This is a genomic window from Hymenobacter lucidus, from assembly GCF_020447265.1.
Lineage (GTDB): Bacteria > Bacteroidota > Bacteroidia > Cytophagales > Hymenobacteraceae > Hymenobacter > Hymenobacter lucidus.
Window position 1 is genome coordinate 289,283 of the sequence record NZ_JAJADR010000002.1, and the last position, 17,812, is coordinate 307,094.

At 60.9% G+C, this 17,812-nt stretch carries 16 protein-coding genes; 7 read left to right on the forward strand and 9 right to left on the reverse strand.

Annotated features, from left to right (window positions below; translation table 11 throughout):
• The first annotated feature begins 7 nt into the window (after positions 1–7).
• Positions 8–973, forward strand: coding sequence for a hypothetical protein (locus LGH74_RS07925; RefSeq protein WP_226174287.1), 966 nt, complete (start codon positions 8–10; stop codon positions 971–973).
• A 92-nt stretch (positions 974–1,065) separates the two neighbouring features.
• On the opposite strand, the gene hutI is transcribed toward LGH74_RS07925, so the two are convergent.
• Positions 1,066–2,331 (reverse strand): imidazolonepropionase, encoded by a 1,266-nt coding sequence (gene hutI, locus LGH74_RS07930; protein WP_226174289.1) that lies wholly within the window; start codon positions 2,329–2,331, stop codon positions 1,066–1,068.
• A gap of 267 nt (positions 2,332–2,598) precedes the next feature.
• On the opposite strand from hutI, the gene LGH74_RS07935 reads away from it, so the two are divergent.
• The 4 genes from LGH74_RS07935 (at position 2,599) to LGH74_RS07950 (ending at position 7,677) form a co-directional block, all read left to right on the forward strand.
• The gene (locus LGH74_RS07935; RefSeq protein ID WP_226174291.1) at positions 2,599–3,456 is read left to right on the forward strand and encodes a nuclear transport factor 2 family protein; all 858 of its coding nucleotides are present in this window, start codon (positions 2,599–2,601) and stop codon (positions 3,454–3,456) included.
• 54 nt (positions 3,457–3,510) lie between these two features.
• Positions 3,511–4,128 (forward strand): bifunctional nicotinamidase/pyrazinamidase, encoded by a 618-nt coding sequence (pncA, locus tag LGH74_RS07940; protein ID WP_226174298.1) that lies wholly within the window; start codon positions 3,511–3,513, stop codon positions 4,126–4,128.
• A gap of 5 nt (positions 4,129–4,133) precedes the next feature.
• Positions 4,134–4,661 carry a 2'-5' RNA ligase family protein gene (locus LGH74_RS07945; RefSeq protein ID WP_226174300.1) on the forward strand — a complete coding sequence of 176 codons (528 nt, stop codon included), beginning with the start codon at positions 4,134–4,136 and terminating at the stop codon, positions 4,659–4,661.
• 223 nt (positions 4,662–4,884) lie between these two features.
• Positions 4,885–7,677, forward strand: coding sequence for a TonB-dependent receptor (locus LGH74_RS07950; RefSeq protein WP_226174302.1), 2,793 nt, complete (start codon positions 4,885–4,887; stop codon positions 7,675–7,677).
• A gap of 8 nt (positions 7,678–7,685) precedes the next feature.
• Here LGH74_RS07950 and LGH74_RS07955 read toward each other — a convergent pair whose 3' ends face one another.
• Positions 7,686–8,441, reverse strand: coding sequence for an SDR family oxidoreductase (locus LGH74_RS07955; RefSeq protein ID WP_226174304.1), 756 nt, complete (start codon positions 8,439–8,441; stop codon positions 7,686–7,688).
• Positions 8,442–8,713: 272 nt separating this feature from the next.
• On the opposite strand from LGH74_RS07955, the gene LGH74_RS07960 reads away from it, so the two are divergent.
• A complete protein-coding gene (locus tag LGH74_RS07960) occupies positions 8,714–10,237 on the forward strand; it encodes a malate:quinone oxidoreductase (protein WP_226174306.1) in 1,524 nt (507 codons plus the stop codon).
• Between the two features lie 307 nt (positions 10,238–10,544).
• Here LGH74_RS07960 and LGH74_RS07965 read toward each other — a convergent pair whose 3' ends face one another.
• The gene (locus LGH74_RS07965; RefSeq protein WP_226174308.1) at positions 10,545–11,348 is read right to left on the reverse strand and encodes a class I SAM-dependent methyltransferase; all 804 of its coding nucleotides are present in this window, start codon (positions 11,346–11,348) and stop codon (positions 10,545–10,547) included.
• Positions 11,349–11,473: 125 nt separating this feature from the next.
• Between LGH74_RS07965 and LGH74_RS07970 the strand changes: the two genes are divergently transcribed.
• Positions 11,474–11,875, forward strand: coding sequence for a hypothetical protein (locus tag LGH74_RS07970; protein ID WP_226174310.1), 402 nt, complete (start codon positions 11,474–11,476; stop codon positions 11,873–11,875).
• Positions 11,876–11,885: 10 nt separating this feature from the next.
• On the opposite strand, the gene ctlX is transcribed toward LGH74_RS07970, so the two are convergent.
• From ctlX to LGH74_RS08000, 6 genes are all read right to left on the reverse strand, one after another.
• A complete protein-coding gene (gene ctlX, locus LGH74_RS07975) occupies positions 11,886–12,812 on the reverse strand; it encodes a citrulline utilization hydrolase CtlX (RefSeq protein WP_226174318.1) in 927 nt (308 codons plus the stop codon).
• Between the two features lie 174 nt (positions 12,813–12,986).
• Positions 12,987–13,973 carry a hypothetical protein gene (locus tag LGH74_RS07980; protein ID WP_226174320.1) on the reverse strand — a complete coding sequence of 329 codons (987 nt, stop codon included), beginning with the start codon at positions 13,971–13,973 and terminating at the stop codon, positions 12,987–12,989.
• A gap of 315 nt (positions 13,974–14,288) precedes the next feature.
• Complete coding sequence (locus LGH74_RS07985; protein WP_226174322.1) at positions 14,289–15,473, reverse strand: acetyltransferase domain-containing protein; 1,185 nt, start codon at positions 15,471–15,473, stop codon at positions 14,289–14,291.
• A gap of 110 nt (positions 15,474–15,583) precedes the next feature.
• Positions 15,584–16,420 carry a phosphatase PAP2 family protein gene (locus tag LGH74_RS07990; protein ID WP_226174324.1) on the reverse strand — a complete coding sequence of 279 codons (837 nt, stop codon included), beginning with the start codon at positions 16,418–16,420 and terminating at the stop codon, positions 15,584–15,586.
• 90 nt (positions 16,421–16,510) lie between these two features.
• The gene (locus tag LGH74_RS07995) at positions 16,511–17,266 is read right to left on the reverse strand and encodes a serine aminopeptidase domain-containing protein (RefSeq protein WP_226174326.1); all 756 of its coding nucleotides are present in this window, start codon (positions 17,264–17,266) and stop codon (positions 16,511–16,513) included.
• 23 nt (positions 17,267–17,289) lie between these two features.
• The gene (locus LGH74_RS08000) at positions 17,290–17,778 is read right to left on the reverse strand and encodes a DUF1440 domain-containing protein (RefSeq protein ID WP_226174328.1); all 489 of its coding nucleotides are present in this window, start codon (positions 17,776–17,778) and stop codon (positions 17,290–17,292) included.
• Positions 17,779–17,812: the final 34 nt, after the last annotated feature.

Genomic DNA, 17,812 nt, shown 5'->3' on the forward strand with positions numbered 1-17,812 from the left:
CTTTCTGATGAATCGTTTTTTGCTTGCTTCCCTGCTGGCCTTAGCCAGCCTGCTTTCGGCCTGCCAGTTTGATTCCGGCACTGTTATCTGCGAAGACGGAACTACGCCCGGCCCCACCCCCACTACGCCCGCTTCGCTACAGCAGCTGTATGCGCAGCTGGGGGCTCCCGTCCAGAAAATCACCTACGTTCCGGGTCAGGCCAATAAGTTTACCGGCAGCAAGGGCACCGTTATTTCCATTCCGGCCAATGCCTTTGTTAAAAATGGGCAGCCCTTGCAGGCGCCGCTCCAGCTGGAGTTTCGCGAGATTTTCAGCCGGGCCGACATGGTTCTGAGCAGCATGCCAACCGTTTCCGGAGGGCGGCTGCTGGAGTCGGCGGGCGAAGTATTTCTGAGTACCGGCCAGGATTCGACCATCAATATGGCTCCGGGCGCGTCCATCATGCTGCAAACCCGCAACCCGGCCAACCTCTCCTCTACTGCCGGCATGACGCTGTTTGTAGGTTCGGGCGGCAGCGGCAACAGCTGCTTCGATTGGAGCCTGAACAACGACCCGGGCTCCAGCTTGGTGCCTAGTGCCGGCGGCAATACAATCACCGTCAGCAGTGTGCTGTACAACTCGGGTGTTAGCTGGTTCAACTGCGACAAGTTCTACACCGATCCTAACCCGCAAACCAAGATTACGGCCACCGTAACTGGTACCGACATCAACCCCGCTACTAACACGATGGTCTTTGCCGTATTCCGGACCTTCAACGGCTCCATCCGGATGTGCGACTTCAAGGCACCAGGCACTTTTAGCGCCGGCAATGTGCCCGTTGGCACACCGGTCAGCGTCGTCGTTATCCGTACGGTTGGCTCCAAGCTGTACTATGGCCGCCAGGATGGTACCGTGCAGGCGGGCGTGCCCTTCGCCCCAGAGCTCAAGGAAACAACCTCGGCCGCTATGGTCGACGATTTAAATCGTCTGTAAACCGCTTACAGTTTATAGCTCCTATCACTTATCCAGTAGTTCTTCTGCTTTACGTTATTCAAAAACGGCGGCCAGTGGCGGCCGTTTTTGCTTTAATGGGTACCGATATCCTGCACCTGCCCGCCGATAACTACCTCTTGCACCGGATTCTCGCCCAGCCAGTAGGGTATTTCCTGGTAGTCGCGCACGTCGAGCACGATGATGTCGGCCTGCTTTCCTACTTCCAGACTGCCAATTTCGGCGGCTAGGTTCAGGGCCCAGGCCGCGTTGAGGGTGCCGGCAGCAATGGCTTCCTTGGGTGTAAAGCCCATTTTCAGGCAGGCCAACGACAAAGCCAGCCACAGGTTTTTACTCGGGCAGGAGCCGGGGTTGAAGTCGGTGCTGACGGCCACGGGCACACCCTGCGCGATAAGCTGGCGACCGGGCGCATACTTCTCCTGGCGCAGAAACAACGGCACCAGCGGCAGTAGCACGGCCACCGTCTGCCCCGTGGCCGCTACTTGCGCCGCATCGGCCGCATTAAGGTAGTCGCAGTGGTCGACGCTGGCGGCACCCAGCTCGGCAGCCATAGCGCAGCCGCCCAGGTCGTGGAGCTGTTCGGCGTGGATTTTCAGGCCAAAGCCCAGCACCTGCGCCTGCTGGAGGTAGCGCCGCGAATCGGCCACGCTAAAGGCGCCTTTCTCACAGAAGATATCCACAAAATCGGCCTCGCCCTGCAAGGCGGGCAGCACTTCGGCGGCCAGAAAATCGAGGTAGTCGGCGGGGCGGCCCTTGTACTCGGGCGGAACTACGTGAGCCCCCAAAAACGTGGGCACCACGCGCACGGGCTGCCGGCGGCCGGCCTCGCGGGCCACACGCACCAGGCGCAGCTCGGTTTCCTTATCCAGGCCGTAGCCGCTCTTGGCCTCTACCGTCGTAATGCCGTAGCGGCGAAAATCGTGGAGGTGGCGCAGAGCGTTGGCCAGCAGCTCGGCTTCCGGAGCGGCCCGCGTGGCGCGCACAGTGCTCAGAATACCACCGCCCGAGGCCAGAATATCGAGGTAGGACTCGCCCTGCAGCTTGCGCTGAAACTCGTGGGCGCGGTTGCCGGCAAATACCAGGTGGGTGTGGCACTCCACCAGGCCCGGCATCACCACCCGGCCCTGCACGTCGAGCACCCGGGTTGCGGACGTCACCTGCGTCTCATCCAGCTCGGTCATAATGCCCAGGGCCACGATTCGGTCGTTTTCGCAGGCGACGAAGGCGTTTTCCAGCACCAGCCAGTCCGACAGCTCGGAGCCGGTGAGGGGCCGAGCAGTGGAGCCGCCGCTGAGGGTGAGCAGTTGGCCGCAGTTGCGGATGAGCAGGGAATAAGCCACGGGTGGAAAGCAGCCCGGTATGCTGACGGGCCACGGCGCTAAACTAACCACATTACCCCGAGAGATGCCCGTGGCCACCTTCGACCATCAGTTAGTTTTGCCATTACTTACCTACTCGTCACAATCTTATCGGGTGGCCTCACCCCATCTTTTGCACCGTAGACCTGTGGAATTTTTCGGGGCAAGGCATCTATTGGGGTAACCCGGTGCGTCTATCAATTGCGGTCCGCTTCTTTCCACTCGTCTACTACCTTCTACCCTGCCCCGATGAAAGCACTTCTTCGTTCCGGCTTCCTGCTTGCTATTCTGAGCACCACTCTGAACGCCCACGCCCAGCAGCCGCTGGAGCAGATGGTGGCCGCCGAACGGGCCTTTGCCCAGGCTGCGCTGCAAACCACCACCCGGCAGGCGTTTCTGGCCAGCATGGCCGATTCGGCCATTATGTTCAACAATGGCCAGCCGGAGCTGGGCAAACCCGGCTGGCAAAAGCGCCCCGAGCAGCCCAACGCCCCGAAACTGCGCTGGGCCCCGGCCTTTGCCAGTATGGCGGGCTCTGGCGAACTGGGTTACACCACCGGACCCTGGTATATTGAGCAGCCCAATGGCCAACGCATGGCCCACGGGCAGTTTTTCACCATCTGGGGCCGCCAGCCCGACGGCTCATTCCGGTTCCTGGTCGATGTGGGCGTATCGCACCCGGCGCCGGCCACTGTGGAGCTGCCCACACAGGTAGTTACGGCGTCAACGGCGCCAGCTAAGGCCCGGCCTAAGTCCCTGCCGCCACTGGATGAGCAGCTTTCGGCCGCCGTGCAGCAGTTGGGAGCTGGCAAGGGTTACGCCGGGCTATTGAGCGCCCAGGCCCGGCTGCTGCGCGAAACCCACCCGCCCCTGACTACGCCCAGCGCCATTGCCCCGGTGCTGGCCACCGACCCCGCCCGCCGCTTTACCGTGCGGGGCCAGGGCCTGTCTGGGGCCGGCGACTTTGCCTACACCTACGGCACGTATCTTGCGCCCCAAACGCCCGCCGACCAGGGCGGCTACCTGCACGTATGGCAACAGGAAGCCCGCGGCTGGCGTTTAGTGGCCGAAGTTCTTACTCCTGCCGCGCCCAAACCGAAACCCTGACCAGCGGTAGCCAGGCCTCGGACGTGGCATGTATCCACCGTTATTTCCCTCCGCATGAAAGCACTGCTGCTGATTGATATTCAACCCGATTTCCTGCCCGGCGGCAGTCTGGCCGTGCCCGAAGGCGACGCCGTGCTGCCGCTGGCCAATGCTCTGCAGCCCCATTTCGAGCTGGTAGTAGCTACCCAGGACTGGCACCCGCAGAATCACAAAAGCTTCGCGGCCAACCACGCCGGGCGGCAGCCCTTTGAGCAGATTGACCTCAATGGGCTGCCCCAGGTGCTGTGGCCGGTGCACTGCGTACAAGGCTCGGCCGGGGCCGGGCTGTCGGCCGAGCTGCACTCCAACCGCATCGAAACCATCTTCCGTAAAGGCACCGATCCGGAAATCGACAGCTACAGCGGCTTTTATGACAACGGCCACCGCAAGGCCACAGGGCTGGCCGATTACCTGCGCGGCCGGGGTATCCGGCAGGTGTACGTGGCCGGCTTGGCTGCCGACTACTGCGTGTACTTCACGGCCAAGGATGCGCTGCAGGAAGGCTTCGAAACGTTTCTGATTGAGGATGCCACCCGTGCTATTTCGGCCGAAGGATTCGAACAAGCCAAAGCCGACCTGCGGCAGCTTGGCGGCCACATTATTCAAAGCGCCGAGCTGCTCGGCAACCAGTAGCGCGCATGGCTCCTCCCCTCGCGGCCGTAGATGCGCCGCTGATTCTGACGCTGGGCTTGGCCGAGCCGGCCAGCGCGCTTTTCAATGAGCTGCGGCAGCGGCACTTTCCGCCGGAGCGCAATTATCTGGCGGCCCACCTCACGCTGTTTCATCATTTGCCCGGCACTGAGCAGCAGGCCATTGCCGATGCGCTGAGCACCGTGGTGCAGGCTCGGACGCCCATGCCGCTGCAGGTTTCGGGCCTGCAGTTTCTGGGGCAGGGCGTGGCGTATAAAATCGGCAGTGAGGCGCTGGAAGCCCTGCACCGGGAGTTGCAGCAGCAGTGGTGGCCTTGGCTAACGCCCCAGGATCAGCAGAAGCGCCGCCCCCACATTACTGTTCAGAACAAGGTGCGGCCTGGAGTTGCCAAAGCACTGTACGAGGAGCTGTCAGCTACCTTCGAGCCTTTCGATACCACCGGCACCGGGCTGCAGCTCTGGGCCTACCGCAACGGTCCCTGGGAGTGGCTACACACTTTCCCTTTTGCCGGCTAAGCGCTGGAGGCATACTATATTCGAATTATACTATTAATTAAAATCTGCCGCAACGTCAAACTATCGGAAATAGGTTGGCCGTTGGCGTGGTGCCATTGCCGGACAGCCCCGTGGGTTTCACCGAATAATACCGTGAAACTTCCGTTGATAGAGTAGCTTTGAGATTCTCTTAATCTCACCTAGCTTTGAGATTAGCCCGCTCCCGAATTACCACACCCAGTGCATGCAACATTTTTACTTTCTATTTGCCGCCGCGCTGCTTACCAGCGCCGCGCCAACTGCTGCTGCACCGCCCGGCAGGGCTAAAGCTGCCATCAACTCTCCCAAACATCCAATTACTACACCCATAGAGCAGCCTACTGCTGATGCGGTGGGCGGTACCGTTCTGAACGATGCCGGGGAGCCGGTACCGGGGGCCACAGTCTTCGTAAAAGGCTCTTTCGTGGGCACCAGCACCAACCAGCTGGGCCAATTTCACTTGAACGTGCAGCTGGAAAAGGGCCCTATTACCCTTGTCATAGCGTTTGTGGGCTACGATAGCCAGGAAATCACGCTCACCGAGGCCGACCATACGCTGGTCATCAACCTGGTGCCCAGCGCCACGGCCGGCAATGCCACGGTAATGTCGGCTTCGCGGGTGGAGGAAAATATCCTGCGCACTTCCTTCACCATCGACAAAGTAACCACCGCCCAGATTGAACGGATCAGCACGCCGGAAGTGCTGAGTGCCTTGGGCCAGCTGCCGGGGGTGGACGTGAATTCGGCCTCGATGCTGTTTACCAGCGTCAGCACTAGGGGCTTCAACACGGCCAAGAGTGAGCGGGTGATTCAGCTGGTGGACTACATGGACACGGCCCTGCCGAGCTTGAACCTGAGCCCGGGCAACCTGGTGGGCATTCCCGAGCTGGACATGGAAAGCATCGAGCTGATCCACGGCCCGGCCTCGGCCCTGTACGGGGCCAACGCGCTGAGCGGGGTGATTCTGTTCAACAGCAAGGACCCGTTTGTCTACGACGGGCTGAGTGTGCGCCTGCGCGGCGGCCAGCGCAGCCTGCTCGACGGACAGCTCCGCTACGCCAAAAAACTGGGCAAAAAACTGGCGGTAAAAATCAACCTCAGCGGCATGCAGGCTACCGACTGGACGGCCAGCAACTACGAGGCGGCCAGCTTCTCGCTGAACCCGCAAGGCTCGCCGCTGGGCTACGACGCGGTGAACCGCTCCGGAGAGCTTAGCTTTCAATTCAGCCCCGCCGCCAGTCAGCAACTGCCTGGCGGCACCCACCCCGATTTGTACGGCAAAACGGTGTACATGCCTGGCTTCACGGAGCAAGAGCTGGTGGACGGCGACAATACGACTCGCTCCTACCGCATGCAGGGCGCGGTTTCCTACCTTATCAAAGACAATCTGCAGCTGACGCTGGAAGCCAAGCGCGCCACCGGCACCTCTACCTACCAGAATATCAGCCGCTTTCGGGTGCGAGGCTTGGGCACCAGCCAGTACCGGGCCGAGCTGAAGGGTGCCAAGGGTTTCGTGCGCCTGTATTCTACCGAGGACTTCACCGGCAGCAGCTACGAACTGGCCCAGCTTAGCGCCCTGCTGCTGCGCTCTACGGCCCAGGAAACTTCGCCCTATGGGCCGCTGAGCTATGCCCAGGTTTATTTCAGCACGTATAACTCAGCCTACACCCAAGCCATTCAGCAGCCGGGTGCCACGCGGGAACAGGCGCTGCGGGTGGCTCAGCAGGCCGCCAATGCCACCCAGCTGAAAAGCTCCGACCCGCGCTTCGCGGAGCTACGCCGCCAAATCATTGCTGACGACGTGCCCGGCCGTGGGGCCCAGCAGCGCTTCAACTCATTTCTGAACGACATCAGCGCCCAGCGCAGCTTCCGGGTGTCCGACTTCGGCACCGACCTGATTCTAGGCGGCGCCTACCGCGAATACCGACTGGGCTCGGACGGCAAGTTGTTTGCGGACACTGACGGCAGCCGCATCCGCAACTACGAGTTTGGGGCCTACGGGCAGCTCACTCAGACGCTGCTGCGCCAGCACCTGAAGCTGGCCCTGGCCGGCCGCGCCGACTACTTCCGCAATTTCTCCCCGGCCCTCTCGCCGCGGGCTTCGGCCGTGTATTCCTTTGGGCCCGACCAGCGCCATAACTTCCGGGCCAGCTACAGCGGTGCTTACCGCAGCCCCTCGCAGCTCGAGCAATACGGCCACTCCGACGTCACCTCGTTTATCGTGCTCGGCAACATTGGCAACGGCTTTCGGGGCTATGCTTTCAACGACGCCCAGGGCCGCCCCTACGGTACGCCCGGCATTCCGCTTTCCGCTTTCGAAATCACCCTGCCCAAACTCGCCCTGGAACATGCCAAAACGGTGGAAGTGGGCTACAAAGGCATGCTACTGCCCAAGCTATATGCCGACGTGAGCTACTTCCGCAGTGTGTATACCGACTTCGTGGGCGGCCGGGCTTTTGCGGGCAACGTGGACGGTAGCCGCCCCAGTCAGCAGCAGCTTGATGAAGGCCTGCCCGCCCTCTCCGACCGCGCCAAACCCACGCGCTTTATCTTCACCTGGTACAACAACGCCCAGCTCGTGCGCACTCAAGGGGCCACGCTGGGCTTGGCCTACAAGCTCCACAAAGCGCTGAATCTGAACGGCAACTACTCGCTCAACGTATTGGACCGCCGCAATTTACCAGCCGGATTTCAGACGTTTTTCAACACGCCCAAGCACAAGTATAACATGGGTGCCAACGGCGTAGCGGCCCAAAACCTGACCTACGCCGTAAACTACCGTTGGGCCCAGAGCCACCGCCAGGAAATGCCCTTTGCCAGCGGCTCCATTGGCAGCTACAGCTCCCTCGACGCTTATCTGAGTTACGCGCTACCCAAGCTCGGCACCACGCTACAGGCCGGCGTTTCGAACCTACTGAACAGCAATAACATCCAAATCATCGGGGGCCCGCAAATCGGCCGGCTGGCTTTTCTGGGGCTGCTGGTGGATGTGAAATAACCGAACTTCTAGCGGGTGTTAATCAGCCGGAAACGCGCGTCCAGCTCGGCCCGCGAAGCCAGTCGCGCTTCTTCCGACGTGCCGTAGCCGACTTCCTGCTCCCCATTGGCCAGGCGCTCCATAATCGAGTCGGCGAAGGCATCGACGGGCACTCCGAACGTGTGCAGACCGGCCCCGCCGAGGTCGGTATTCACGGCCGGCGGTACGATTTCGAGCACCTGAATACCCGTAGCTGCCAGCTGGTGGCGCAACGAGAGCGTAAAAGAATGCAGCGCAGCCTTGGTGGCGCTGTAGATAGGCGCAAACGCGGCCGGTGCAAACGACAACCCCGACGTGACGTTGATAATGGCAGGGTTGGGCTGCTCGCGCAGATGCGGAATAAAGAGCATGGCCAGATGAATCGGCGCCTCCAGATTAATGACGATTTCCTGCCGCCGCGCTTCCCAGTCCTCGGTGTCGTCGGCCAGCGGCAGCCGGTTTTGGATGCCGGCGTTGTTGAGCAGTACGTTCACCCGCGGAAACTCGCTTTTCACCCATTTCAGCAGGCTTTTCCGGTCGGCGGCTGAGGCCACGTCGCACACGCGGGTGTGCAGGCCGGGCAACTTGGCCTGGGCTTCCCGGAGCTTGTCGGCGCGCCGGCCCACCACGATAACCTCACTGCCAGCTCGCACGAAACGCTCGGCCAGAGCCAACCCGATGCCTGAGGCACCGCCGGTAATCAATACAGTATTGTTGGCTAGGTTCATAGGAGTAGCGTCGAGCATGGGGAGTAGAAAGGCCTGCTGCTTATACCGGCAACTCAGCCGTTTTGTTGATTTACCGCGTGCTGGGGCACAATTTTATCCGGTGAAAAGGCCCGAATGCCTGTTCTTCGACTGCAGCCCTACGTCCGGCCATGCAGCAGGCCAGTAGGCGCGGCCAAACCGGCCTGTTGAGCTTGCCGCACGGTTTTTTGCGCTAAGCTCCCAACAAAAGACCCTTTTTCCGCTTTTCGACGTAGGCACTACCTTCGCCCACTTTTCCGCGACGCTACGTTATGAACACTACCGATAACTCTTCCGAAAGCACCGTCGACGTTGTCCTCATCGGCGCGGGCATCATGAGTGCCACGTTGGGCATCATGCTCAAGGAGTTGCAACCCGACCTGACCATTACCGTGCTGGAGCGCCTCGACGTGGCGGCCGCCGAAAGCTCCGACGCCTGGAACAACGCTGGTACCGGCCACTCGGCCTTCTGCGAGCTGAACTACACGCCCGAGCGGCCCGACGGCAGCATCGACATCAGCAAAGCCATCGGCATTGCCGAATCGTTTGAAGTTTCCAAGCAGTTCTGGGCATTTCTGGCCGAGAAATACGCCGTTAAAGAGCTGCAGCGCTTTATTAACCACATTCCGCACATGAGCTTCGTGTGGGGCGAGCAAAACGTGGAATACCTGCGCAAGCGCCACGCCGCCCTCGTCCAGTCGCCCCTGTTTCAGGGTATGGAATTCTCCGAAGACCGGCAGCAGATTGAGCAGTGGATTCCGCTGGTGATGGAAGGCCGCGACGCCAGCCAGTCGGTGGCCGCTACCAATATGAACCTGGGTACCGACGTGAATTTCGGCTCCCTCACCCGCGGCATGTTCTATCTGCTGCAGGAAAAGCCCGGCGTTACGTTTCACTTCAACCACGAAGTAGAAAAGCTCAAGCGTAAGGAAGATGGCTCGTGGCGCGTGAAAGCCACCGACCGCCTCACCGGCCAGACCCGGAAAGTAAATGCCCGGTTCGTGTTTATCGGCGCGGGCGGCGGCTCCCTTACCCTGCTCGAAAAATCGGATATTCCGGAGGGCTACGGCTTCGGCGGATTCCCCGTGAGCGGCCAGTGGCTGAAGTGCGTCAACCCCGCCGTTATTGAGCGGCACGAGGCCAAGGTGTACGGCAAAGCGGCCGTCGGCTCGCCGCCTATGTCGGTGCCCCACCTCGATTCGCGCATGATTAACGGCAAGCGGGAGCTGCTCTTTGGCCCCTACGCGGGCTTCAGCACCAAGTTCCTGAAAAAAGGCTCGTTCCTCGATTTGCCCGCCTCCATCCGGGCCGGCAACCTGCGCCCCATGATTATTGCCGGCCTCAAAAACATTCCCCTCACCCGCTACCTCATCAATCAGGTGCGCCAGTCGCCCGAAGACCGGCTGGCGGCGCTGAAGGAGTACCTGCCCAACGCCCGGCCCGAAGACTGGCAGCTCGAAATTGCCGGCCAGCGCGTGCAGGTCATTAAAAAAGACGCGAAGGAAGGCGGCGTGCTCGAGTTCGGCACCGAAGTCGTGAGTGCCGCCGATGGCTCCATTGCGGCGCTGCTGGGTGCTTCGCCGGGCGCTTCCACGGCCGTTTCCATCATGGTCAGCCTCATCCAGAAGTGCTTCAAGGCGCAGGGCGCGTCACCGGAGTGGCAGGCGCGGTTCAAGGAAATGATACCCTCCTTCGGCCAGAAGCTCAACGACAACCCCAAACTGCTCCACCAGATTCGCAGCCACACCAGCACCGTGCTGGGCCTGGCCGACGAGGAGACGGTAGCCAGCAAGTAGCCGATTGGTTTGTCGATGGTTGCGTTGTTTCTGCTACCATCCTGAGTAAAGCGAAGAACCTTCCCCGCCTACCCCATTATAGTTTTTGCCAACATGAAAAAGCCCTTTACCGCGCAGGTGGCAAAGGGCTTTTTCATGTGGAAGAACGGTTGATACTTATCAGAGGAAGGTCCTTCATTCCGCTGCGCTACACTCAGGATGACAGCTGAAACCACATCAGCACGCGAAATGCTTCGGACTCTGCTTGAAGCGCAAAATGCTCGGAATGATGATTCTATAAAAAACGTAGCAAAACCCCAACCCCGGGCTACGGCTTCACGGCTACCACCGAGTACACCAGCGGGGCCTGGTCGCCGAGCGGACCGATGCGAAAGGTGCCGTCGGGCTGGGCTACGGTGTGGGCAAAGCAGTTGTAGGGCGAATAGTCGTACTCGGCGAAATGGGTGAGTTGCAGGCCCGCCGTCAGTAGGCTGCCGATAACCTCGCTCAAGCTATGATTCCAGGTAACGGACTGGTGCGTGATGTCTGCGTCCTGGTCGGCGTAAGTGCCCACCTCGGTTTCCTCAATGGGGCCAGTGTTGAAATAGCTGTATTCCAGGCGCTGAAAATCGTTGTCGAACATCCAGACCACCGGGTGAAACTCGACCAGTACCAGCCGGCCGCCGGGCCGCAGGTAGCGCTGCACCAGCGCGGCCCAAGGCGCCAGGTCGGGCCACCAGTTCAGCACGCCGTAGCTCATATACACCACGTCGAACTGCGCTCCGGGCAGATAGAGGGGCAAGTCGTGCACGTCGCAGCAGATGAACTCGGCCGGCACGCCCAGCTCGGCACTCAGCCCGCGGGCCGCCGCAATGGCAGCATCCGATAAATCGACGCCCGTCACTACAGCCCCGAGCCGGGCTAGGGAAAGGCTATCCTGCCCGAAATGGCATTGCAAATGCAGCACACGCTGGCCGGCCACGTCGCCCAATAGCGCCAGCTCGATGCCGTTTAAAGACGATTTGCCGGCTTTAAACGCCTCCACGGCGTAGAACTCCGACGTGAGGTGCAGGCCGGTGCGGGCATTCCACAGGGCCCGGTTCAGGGCGAGGTAATCGGGAGCGGTAGACATAGCGCGGGTGGGTAAACGGGCAGAATAGAATCGAAAATAGGCAGAAAACAGGCAGAAAGAAGCAGGAAGCCGCCAAACCAAGCTCAACCCTAGCCGTAAGCAACTATTAATATCTTCGTTGCCCTATGTACCACACCTTACCAGCCCGCGAGTATCAGAACCTGAGCTACCGGGATGACGTCTGCTTTATCATCAACCGCATCCTGCGCCCCCTGGATACCACCGAAATTCAGGAAGCTTACTCCGTAATGCTGGAAGCAGCCGGCCACTACGGCTGCCAGCACTGGCTCATCGACCTGCGCCGCGACGCCACCTACCGCCCCCGGCTGCTTACCACATTTTTCCCCCAGCCCGGCGACCAGGCCGGCTCCCTCACTTACCTAGCCTACCTCGTGTCGCCGACGCTGCTGGCCGAAATGGAAGCACTGGGCGACGTGCCAGCCCCCGATTTTTACGAGGGCCTGGCCTACCGCGCCCGGATCTTCGTGGACGAGCAGGCCGCCCAGGATTGGCTAGCTGGCCACTGAGTGCTAAAACTTACTGCTTCACCGGCAAAAACACTTCTGCCAGCATACACCGTGCACTACCGCCCCCAATAGTTTCGATGGTGGGAATGGGCAGCGGCACCAGTTCGCAGTATTGGCCGAGCGTGGCGCGCTGCGCCGGCATGAGGGCCTCGAAGGCACTCTGTGACATTGCCAGCAGCTCTCTGGCGCCAGCGGCGGGCTGCAGCGTGAGCATATTGCCGGCAAAGCGCGCCACCTGCGCCAGCGAAATAGGCACGATTTCGTGACCCGTGCTTTCCAGCGACTCCGTTACGGCGGCCTGCTCGGTGGCATTCGTTATGCTTTCCAGGCATACTACCGCAAACCGAGCGCCCACGCACATCATCACATTAGTATGGTAAATTTCCTGCCCCTGCTGGTCGTAGGAGTGAAAAGCCACCGGGCGGTAGCCTAGCTGCGCCGCCACGTCGGCAAACAGTCCCGCATCGGTGCGGGCCGATACGCAGGCGTAGGCCACGCGGTGCAGATGGTCGAAGATGATGCTGCCGGTGCCTTCCAGAAACCGATTCTGCGCTTCGTAGTGCGACAAATCTACGACTTCGGTGAGGGCAAACTGCTGGCTGAGCTGGGCCAGAATATCGGGCCGCCGCTCGGCGCGGCGGTTGGGCGCACACATGGGGTAAAGCAGCACGCGGCCATCGGGATGAAACGTGCCCCAGTTGTTAGGAAATACCGCGTCGGGCTTGGCCGGCTCCGGCGTGTCGTCGAATACCAGCACTTGCATGCCCTTGCCGCGCAGCGTAGCAGCTAAGTTGTCGAATTCGGCAAAGGCTTTTTCCTGCACCTCCGCATCCGAGAGGCCGGCTATGGCCTGCTGAAAGTGGTTAGAGGCCGCCGTTTCGGCATTAAAGGCAAAGCGGACGGGCCGCACGAGAAACACGGTGGAAGCAGACTGCATAGCGCGGGGCAGTGAGTGAAGGCGCAAGTAGGCGAATATAGGGCTGCCGGGCAATGCGGCTATTGGCCCAATTATACCCTTACCCTAAAACGCAGACACCTCCCGGCAAAGACGCGTTAGCCTTCACCGGGAGATGCTGACGTAGTTAACGGATTGCAGCCGCTACTCTACCGGCTACAGGTAAATAGTGTGAATACCTTCGCCCTGTCCTTTCGAGCCGACGCCGGATACCGACGCACTGATTTTCACCGGGCTGCCATCGTAGGAGAAGCTGAAGCTGCCCGTGGGGGTGGCCCAGCCGTAGGCCCAGGTGAGCTGGGCATAGGTGTTGCGCAGTACGTAGCGACGCTGCCGGGCATCGGCCGAGCCCACTGACATCCAGGCCGTAGCCGTGCCGGAGTTGGTCGTGATTCTGCCGCTCTCATACAGAATACTGTGTTTCACGGTGATGTGGCCGCGCTGGCCACCCCACACCCACTTGATGTCGAAGCTGAGCACAGTAGCCGTAAAGGCTGAAGCAGTTACTTTGGCCTGCTCACCGGCTGCGGCGCTTTTCAGCTGGTTGTCGATGGTGAAGACGTTGGCCAGGATGTTGTCGTAGATCAGGCCTTTTTCGTTGTAGAGGCACAACGAGGTAAAGCGCTTCCCGTTCCGCTCCCACACCAGCTCTGCCTGCCCCTGTCCCGGCTGCACCATTTTATCGAGGTAGCTGCTGATGCCGGTGCGCGCATCGGCCACGGTGCCAATGGCCGTCGTGTTCTGCTTGCTGGCCGCGGTGCTTTCCTGCAGCGTCAGGAGCTCAAACGAGGGCGTCCTATTGGCTTTCAGAGCATCTTCGGCGCGATTATAGACCGGAATTACGCTACCGGCATCCAGAATGCGGGCTTTGGCGGCAGCCACGTCGGCCGCTTTATCCAGCCGGGCCCGAAACGAGTACGACACCAGCTTCAGGTTCAGAGCCGGATTGGAGTTGCCGAAAGCAATGGTGGAGTCGAGCTGGCCCTGAATCCGGGCATTGCCCATCTGGGTCAGCGGATTGAGGCCCCGGGCATTGCCGTCCTGAGCTACGGGCTCGGGCAGGTTTTGCTGCTCTTTCTGGCAGGCAGTGAGCGACGCGGCCGCGAGGGCCGCCCACAGCAGGGAGGTGGTAAGTGTTTTCATGTGAGTTGGTTGGAAAGGGTAGGAATGGATGAGTACTTACCAAAGATGCCCCCAAACCTTCACCAACAAAAGGAACAATATATAATAATTATATATAGTATAAATTAAATAAATACTTAGCTATAATTCAGCAGCTCGACGATTGAATTGTGGAAAAGGTAAATTTTGCGCTGGTCTTGTGCACCGCTTCCCAGAAGAAACCTCTGGCAAATGTGACATACATTGGCTTCGATTTCAGGTGCATAGCGGCACCTCATTTCGTTGTGAACGAGAGCTCCGGCAGCCCCTCCTCCTGACCAGCGCCTCACCCGCGGGTTACAGATACGACAGCCACCAGTAGGCATGGCGCTGCTTGAAGCGCTGGTACCAGCGGCAGGGCCAATATAAGGCTACCACCACCAGCAGCCAGACAACATAGGCTCGCAACAGGCTCGGCTGGTAAGCGGCGGGCCATTCTTTAGGGTTGAGAAAACCCAGATTCACCGGCTGCCCAAACTGCCAGTATGTCCACAGCAAGGCGCTGGCACTGATGAGCAGCAAGTGGAGCAGGTAGTAGAAGAACGGCACCCGGCCAAACGTGCGCAGCACCTCGCTCAACCGGTTTTGCGCCGCCCCCAGCGGGCTGCTGAGCAGCAGCAGGGCCGTACCCAGTGTGAGGCTCAGAAACAGTAACGACGGTGGATATTTCGCCACGTTCAAAAACGATAATACACTGTAGGCCAGTCCGCGTACCTGTGGGCTCCAGGGGGCCGGGTCGCCGTACCAGTTGGTAGCGCGCAGCACCACAAACCCCAGCAGCAAGCCCACTCCGGCCAGGCGCAGGCGGCGCGTACGCTCGGGAGGCGGCAGCAAAAACCAGGGCCCCAGCCAGTAACCGGCCGCCAGCACCGCCGCCCAGGGCCCGATGGTATAGGCCATCAGAAAAGCCGGTAAGCCGCTGGGTGGAATCAGAAAAGGGGTGTGGTAGAAAAGCCCCAGCGCTACGGTAGCCGGGGTAGTGGTTTCGAAGCCGGGCAGCAGCAGGTGCTGGCCGGCCAGCATACCAAAGGCCAGCACGCCCAGCAGCCAGCGCGGCAGCCACAGCAGCCCGGCCAGCAGTACCATGCCCCAGCCCACGGCCCAGATTACCTGCAGCAGAATCATTTGGTAGCTCCACTGCAGTATGGGACTGATGACGAGCAGCTCCAGGGCCACCAGCCACAGACCGCGCGTGAGCAGAAACCAGCTGACACGCCGCCGGTTGGGCTGCTTCTGCTGGTAGAGAAAAATACTGACTCCGGCCAGCAACACAAAGGTTGGGGCGCAGAAATGGGTAATCCAGCGCGAGAAGAACAGCAGTATCGAAGTCTGCGCTATATCCTCGGGCCGCACGGGCGTCGGACTCCAGAATTCGCGCACGTGGTCGAGGGCCATGATAACCATGACCAGGCCCCGCACCAGGTCGATAGCGGGTACGCGGGCAGCCGCCACGCGGGCCGGCAACGGAGAAACCAGGGGCATAAGCAGCGGATTGAATCAGCTGCCAAGGTTGATAAAAGCACGGATAGTTGCCCGGCTTTTTTCACCGGCCTTTTGCGCCACCCGCTTAGCAGGCCAGCGCCCGGCTTATACTACAACTGCTTGGTTATAAGCAATCCGCCGTAGGAATAGCCATTCACATTCACTCCCTGCAGCGGCGAGAAGGAATAGCCTGTGCGGCGGCCCGACTTGTGCAGCTGCGGCACGACCACACCCACAGTAGCCCCTAGAGCGTAGCCTACGAGGTTGTCGGAGAGGAAGTGCTTGCCGGCTTTCATCCGCGAATAGGCCACAGCGGCGGGCAGCACAGCCGCCGCGCCCCATACGAAGGGCTCGGCGCGCGAGTCGGGGTTGAAATCGTGAAATACCTTGGCGGCGAAAAACGTGGCGGTAGCCGTGTGGGCTGTGTGGCCGGCAAAGAAGGAGTTGGTGGCAATCTTGCTGCTACGCTCCGAGGGTGAGCCGCCGGGGCCGTAGGTAAAAGGCCGCAGCCGGTGCACGGTGCCCACCGTCATGGTGAAGACGGCGGCGGTGGTAGCCATCGTTTCGAGGTACAGACCCAGCACCTGCCCGTAGCGGCCCCGGGCGTTGGGGTTCAGGGCCAGCAGGCCGGGAGCCGCCGCCAGGGAGCCATAGCACATCAGGTCGCCGGCCAGCTGGGCCCGCTCACTGTAGTTGCCGGCCACGAACCGGTCGAATTTGGGCACATCATTCTTGTTGAGAGCCGCCAGCTCGGCTTCCGTAGGTCCGTTCTTTTGCTGCACCAGGTACAGCCCTACTCCGCTGAGAGCACCCAGGCCCATAGTAATGGGACCATCGACGGCAAAGCGGGTGCGGTAAGGCGAGTTGGGAGCTTGCTGGGCGGTGGCGGCGGGAGCAGCAGTGAGCAGCAGCGCTCCGGAGAGCAGCAAGGGTGAGAACAGCTTCATAGGGAGGAGAAAAATATGAGGCTGAAACGGGTAACTCAACAGTAGGGTTGGCCGGAGTATTTACTATTATCAACCAACTAGCCAGGCCGCTCAGCGGCGCAGGAAGGCCGCAATTGCCGCGGTTATTTCCTGCTGCTGCGCCTTGGTGGCCCCATCCCACATATCGTTGTGGAGGGTAGCAGGCAGCTGCACGATGCTTATTCCCAAACCTTTCTGCTCTTCCGGCCCAGGCAGTACGCCTGGGTCGGCGAGCTGGTCGCTGGAGCGGATGGTGAGGATGCGCGGCTGCCGGACGCGCGGCAGCGGCATGCGGCGGTGGTCGAGCGAGATGAGCTTATCGACCAGTGCCGGGTGTTCGTGGGCAAAGAGTACGGCCATGTCGCCGCCGTTGGAATGGCCCAGCAACAGCAAGTGGCCGGTATCGAGCCGGGGATAGAGTTGCTGCAACTGCTGGCGCACAAAGAGCATATTCTGCACGCCTCGCGCCCAGTTGGGCCGGCGGGTTTCGCGCAGGTTGCCGGCGGTGGCAATGGGCTCGTCGGTGGGCAGCTCGTGCTGAATACTAGCCACCAGATAGCCGTGAGCCCCCAACTGGCGGGCCAGAAAGGAGTAATCTGAGTTGTGGCCGCCGTAGCCGTGGCTGAGCAGGGCCAGCCGCCGCCGGCCAGTCACGGGCCCGTAGAGCAGCACTGGCACCGGCCGGCGGCGGGTGGTGTCAAACAAACTGAGCGCCTCGATACGAATAGCGGCCGGGGCAGCAGTAGGCGCAAGAGGCATCGAATGCTGGTAGCCGGGCGAGCAACTACCAGCTAATAAGCTAGTAAACAGGACGAAGGCGTATTTCATTACGAGCAAATAGCAGCCAAATTTCAGCGGCGGGAGTTGTAGTAGCGGGCCGTAAGCAGGGCAATGGGCAGGCCGATGCACAGCATCAGAATGGCAGCCGCCATCAGCGCTTTGAGCGGTATGAAGGGCTGGGGTGCCACGCCGGACAAGGGTACGACCATTCGGTTCATTATCAGCCACACAACTACGCCGTAGCCCAGCCCGGCCGCTACCGGGTGCCGGCCCAGCCACGGCAGGCGCGGATAGAGCCAGAAATAGGCCACGGTGAAGATGGTAGCAATGAGAAAATGCAGCAGCAGACCCCACACCGCCATTGCCGGTCCGCCCGTGAAGGCCGCTTTGCCAAACACGCCGCTGGCGACAAACTGCAGCACAATGACCGGACTCTTGCCGGTCGTCAGCGCAAACTGGGTGCAGGCGGCCACAATATCGAGCGTGCCGGCTACCAGGGCGGTAGTGGCTATGGCCCGCAGCAGGTGGCGGGACGCGGGGCGGCTGGCGGTGGGGCTCATGGCAAGAAAGGCGTTGGGAGCAGTCAAAATAACG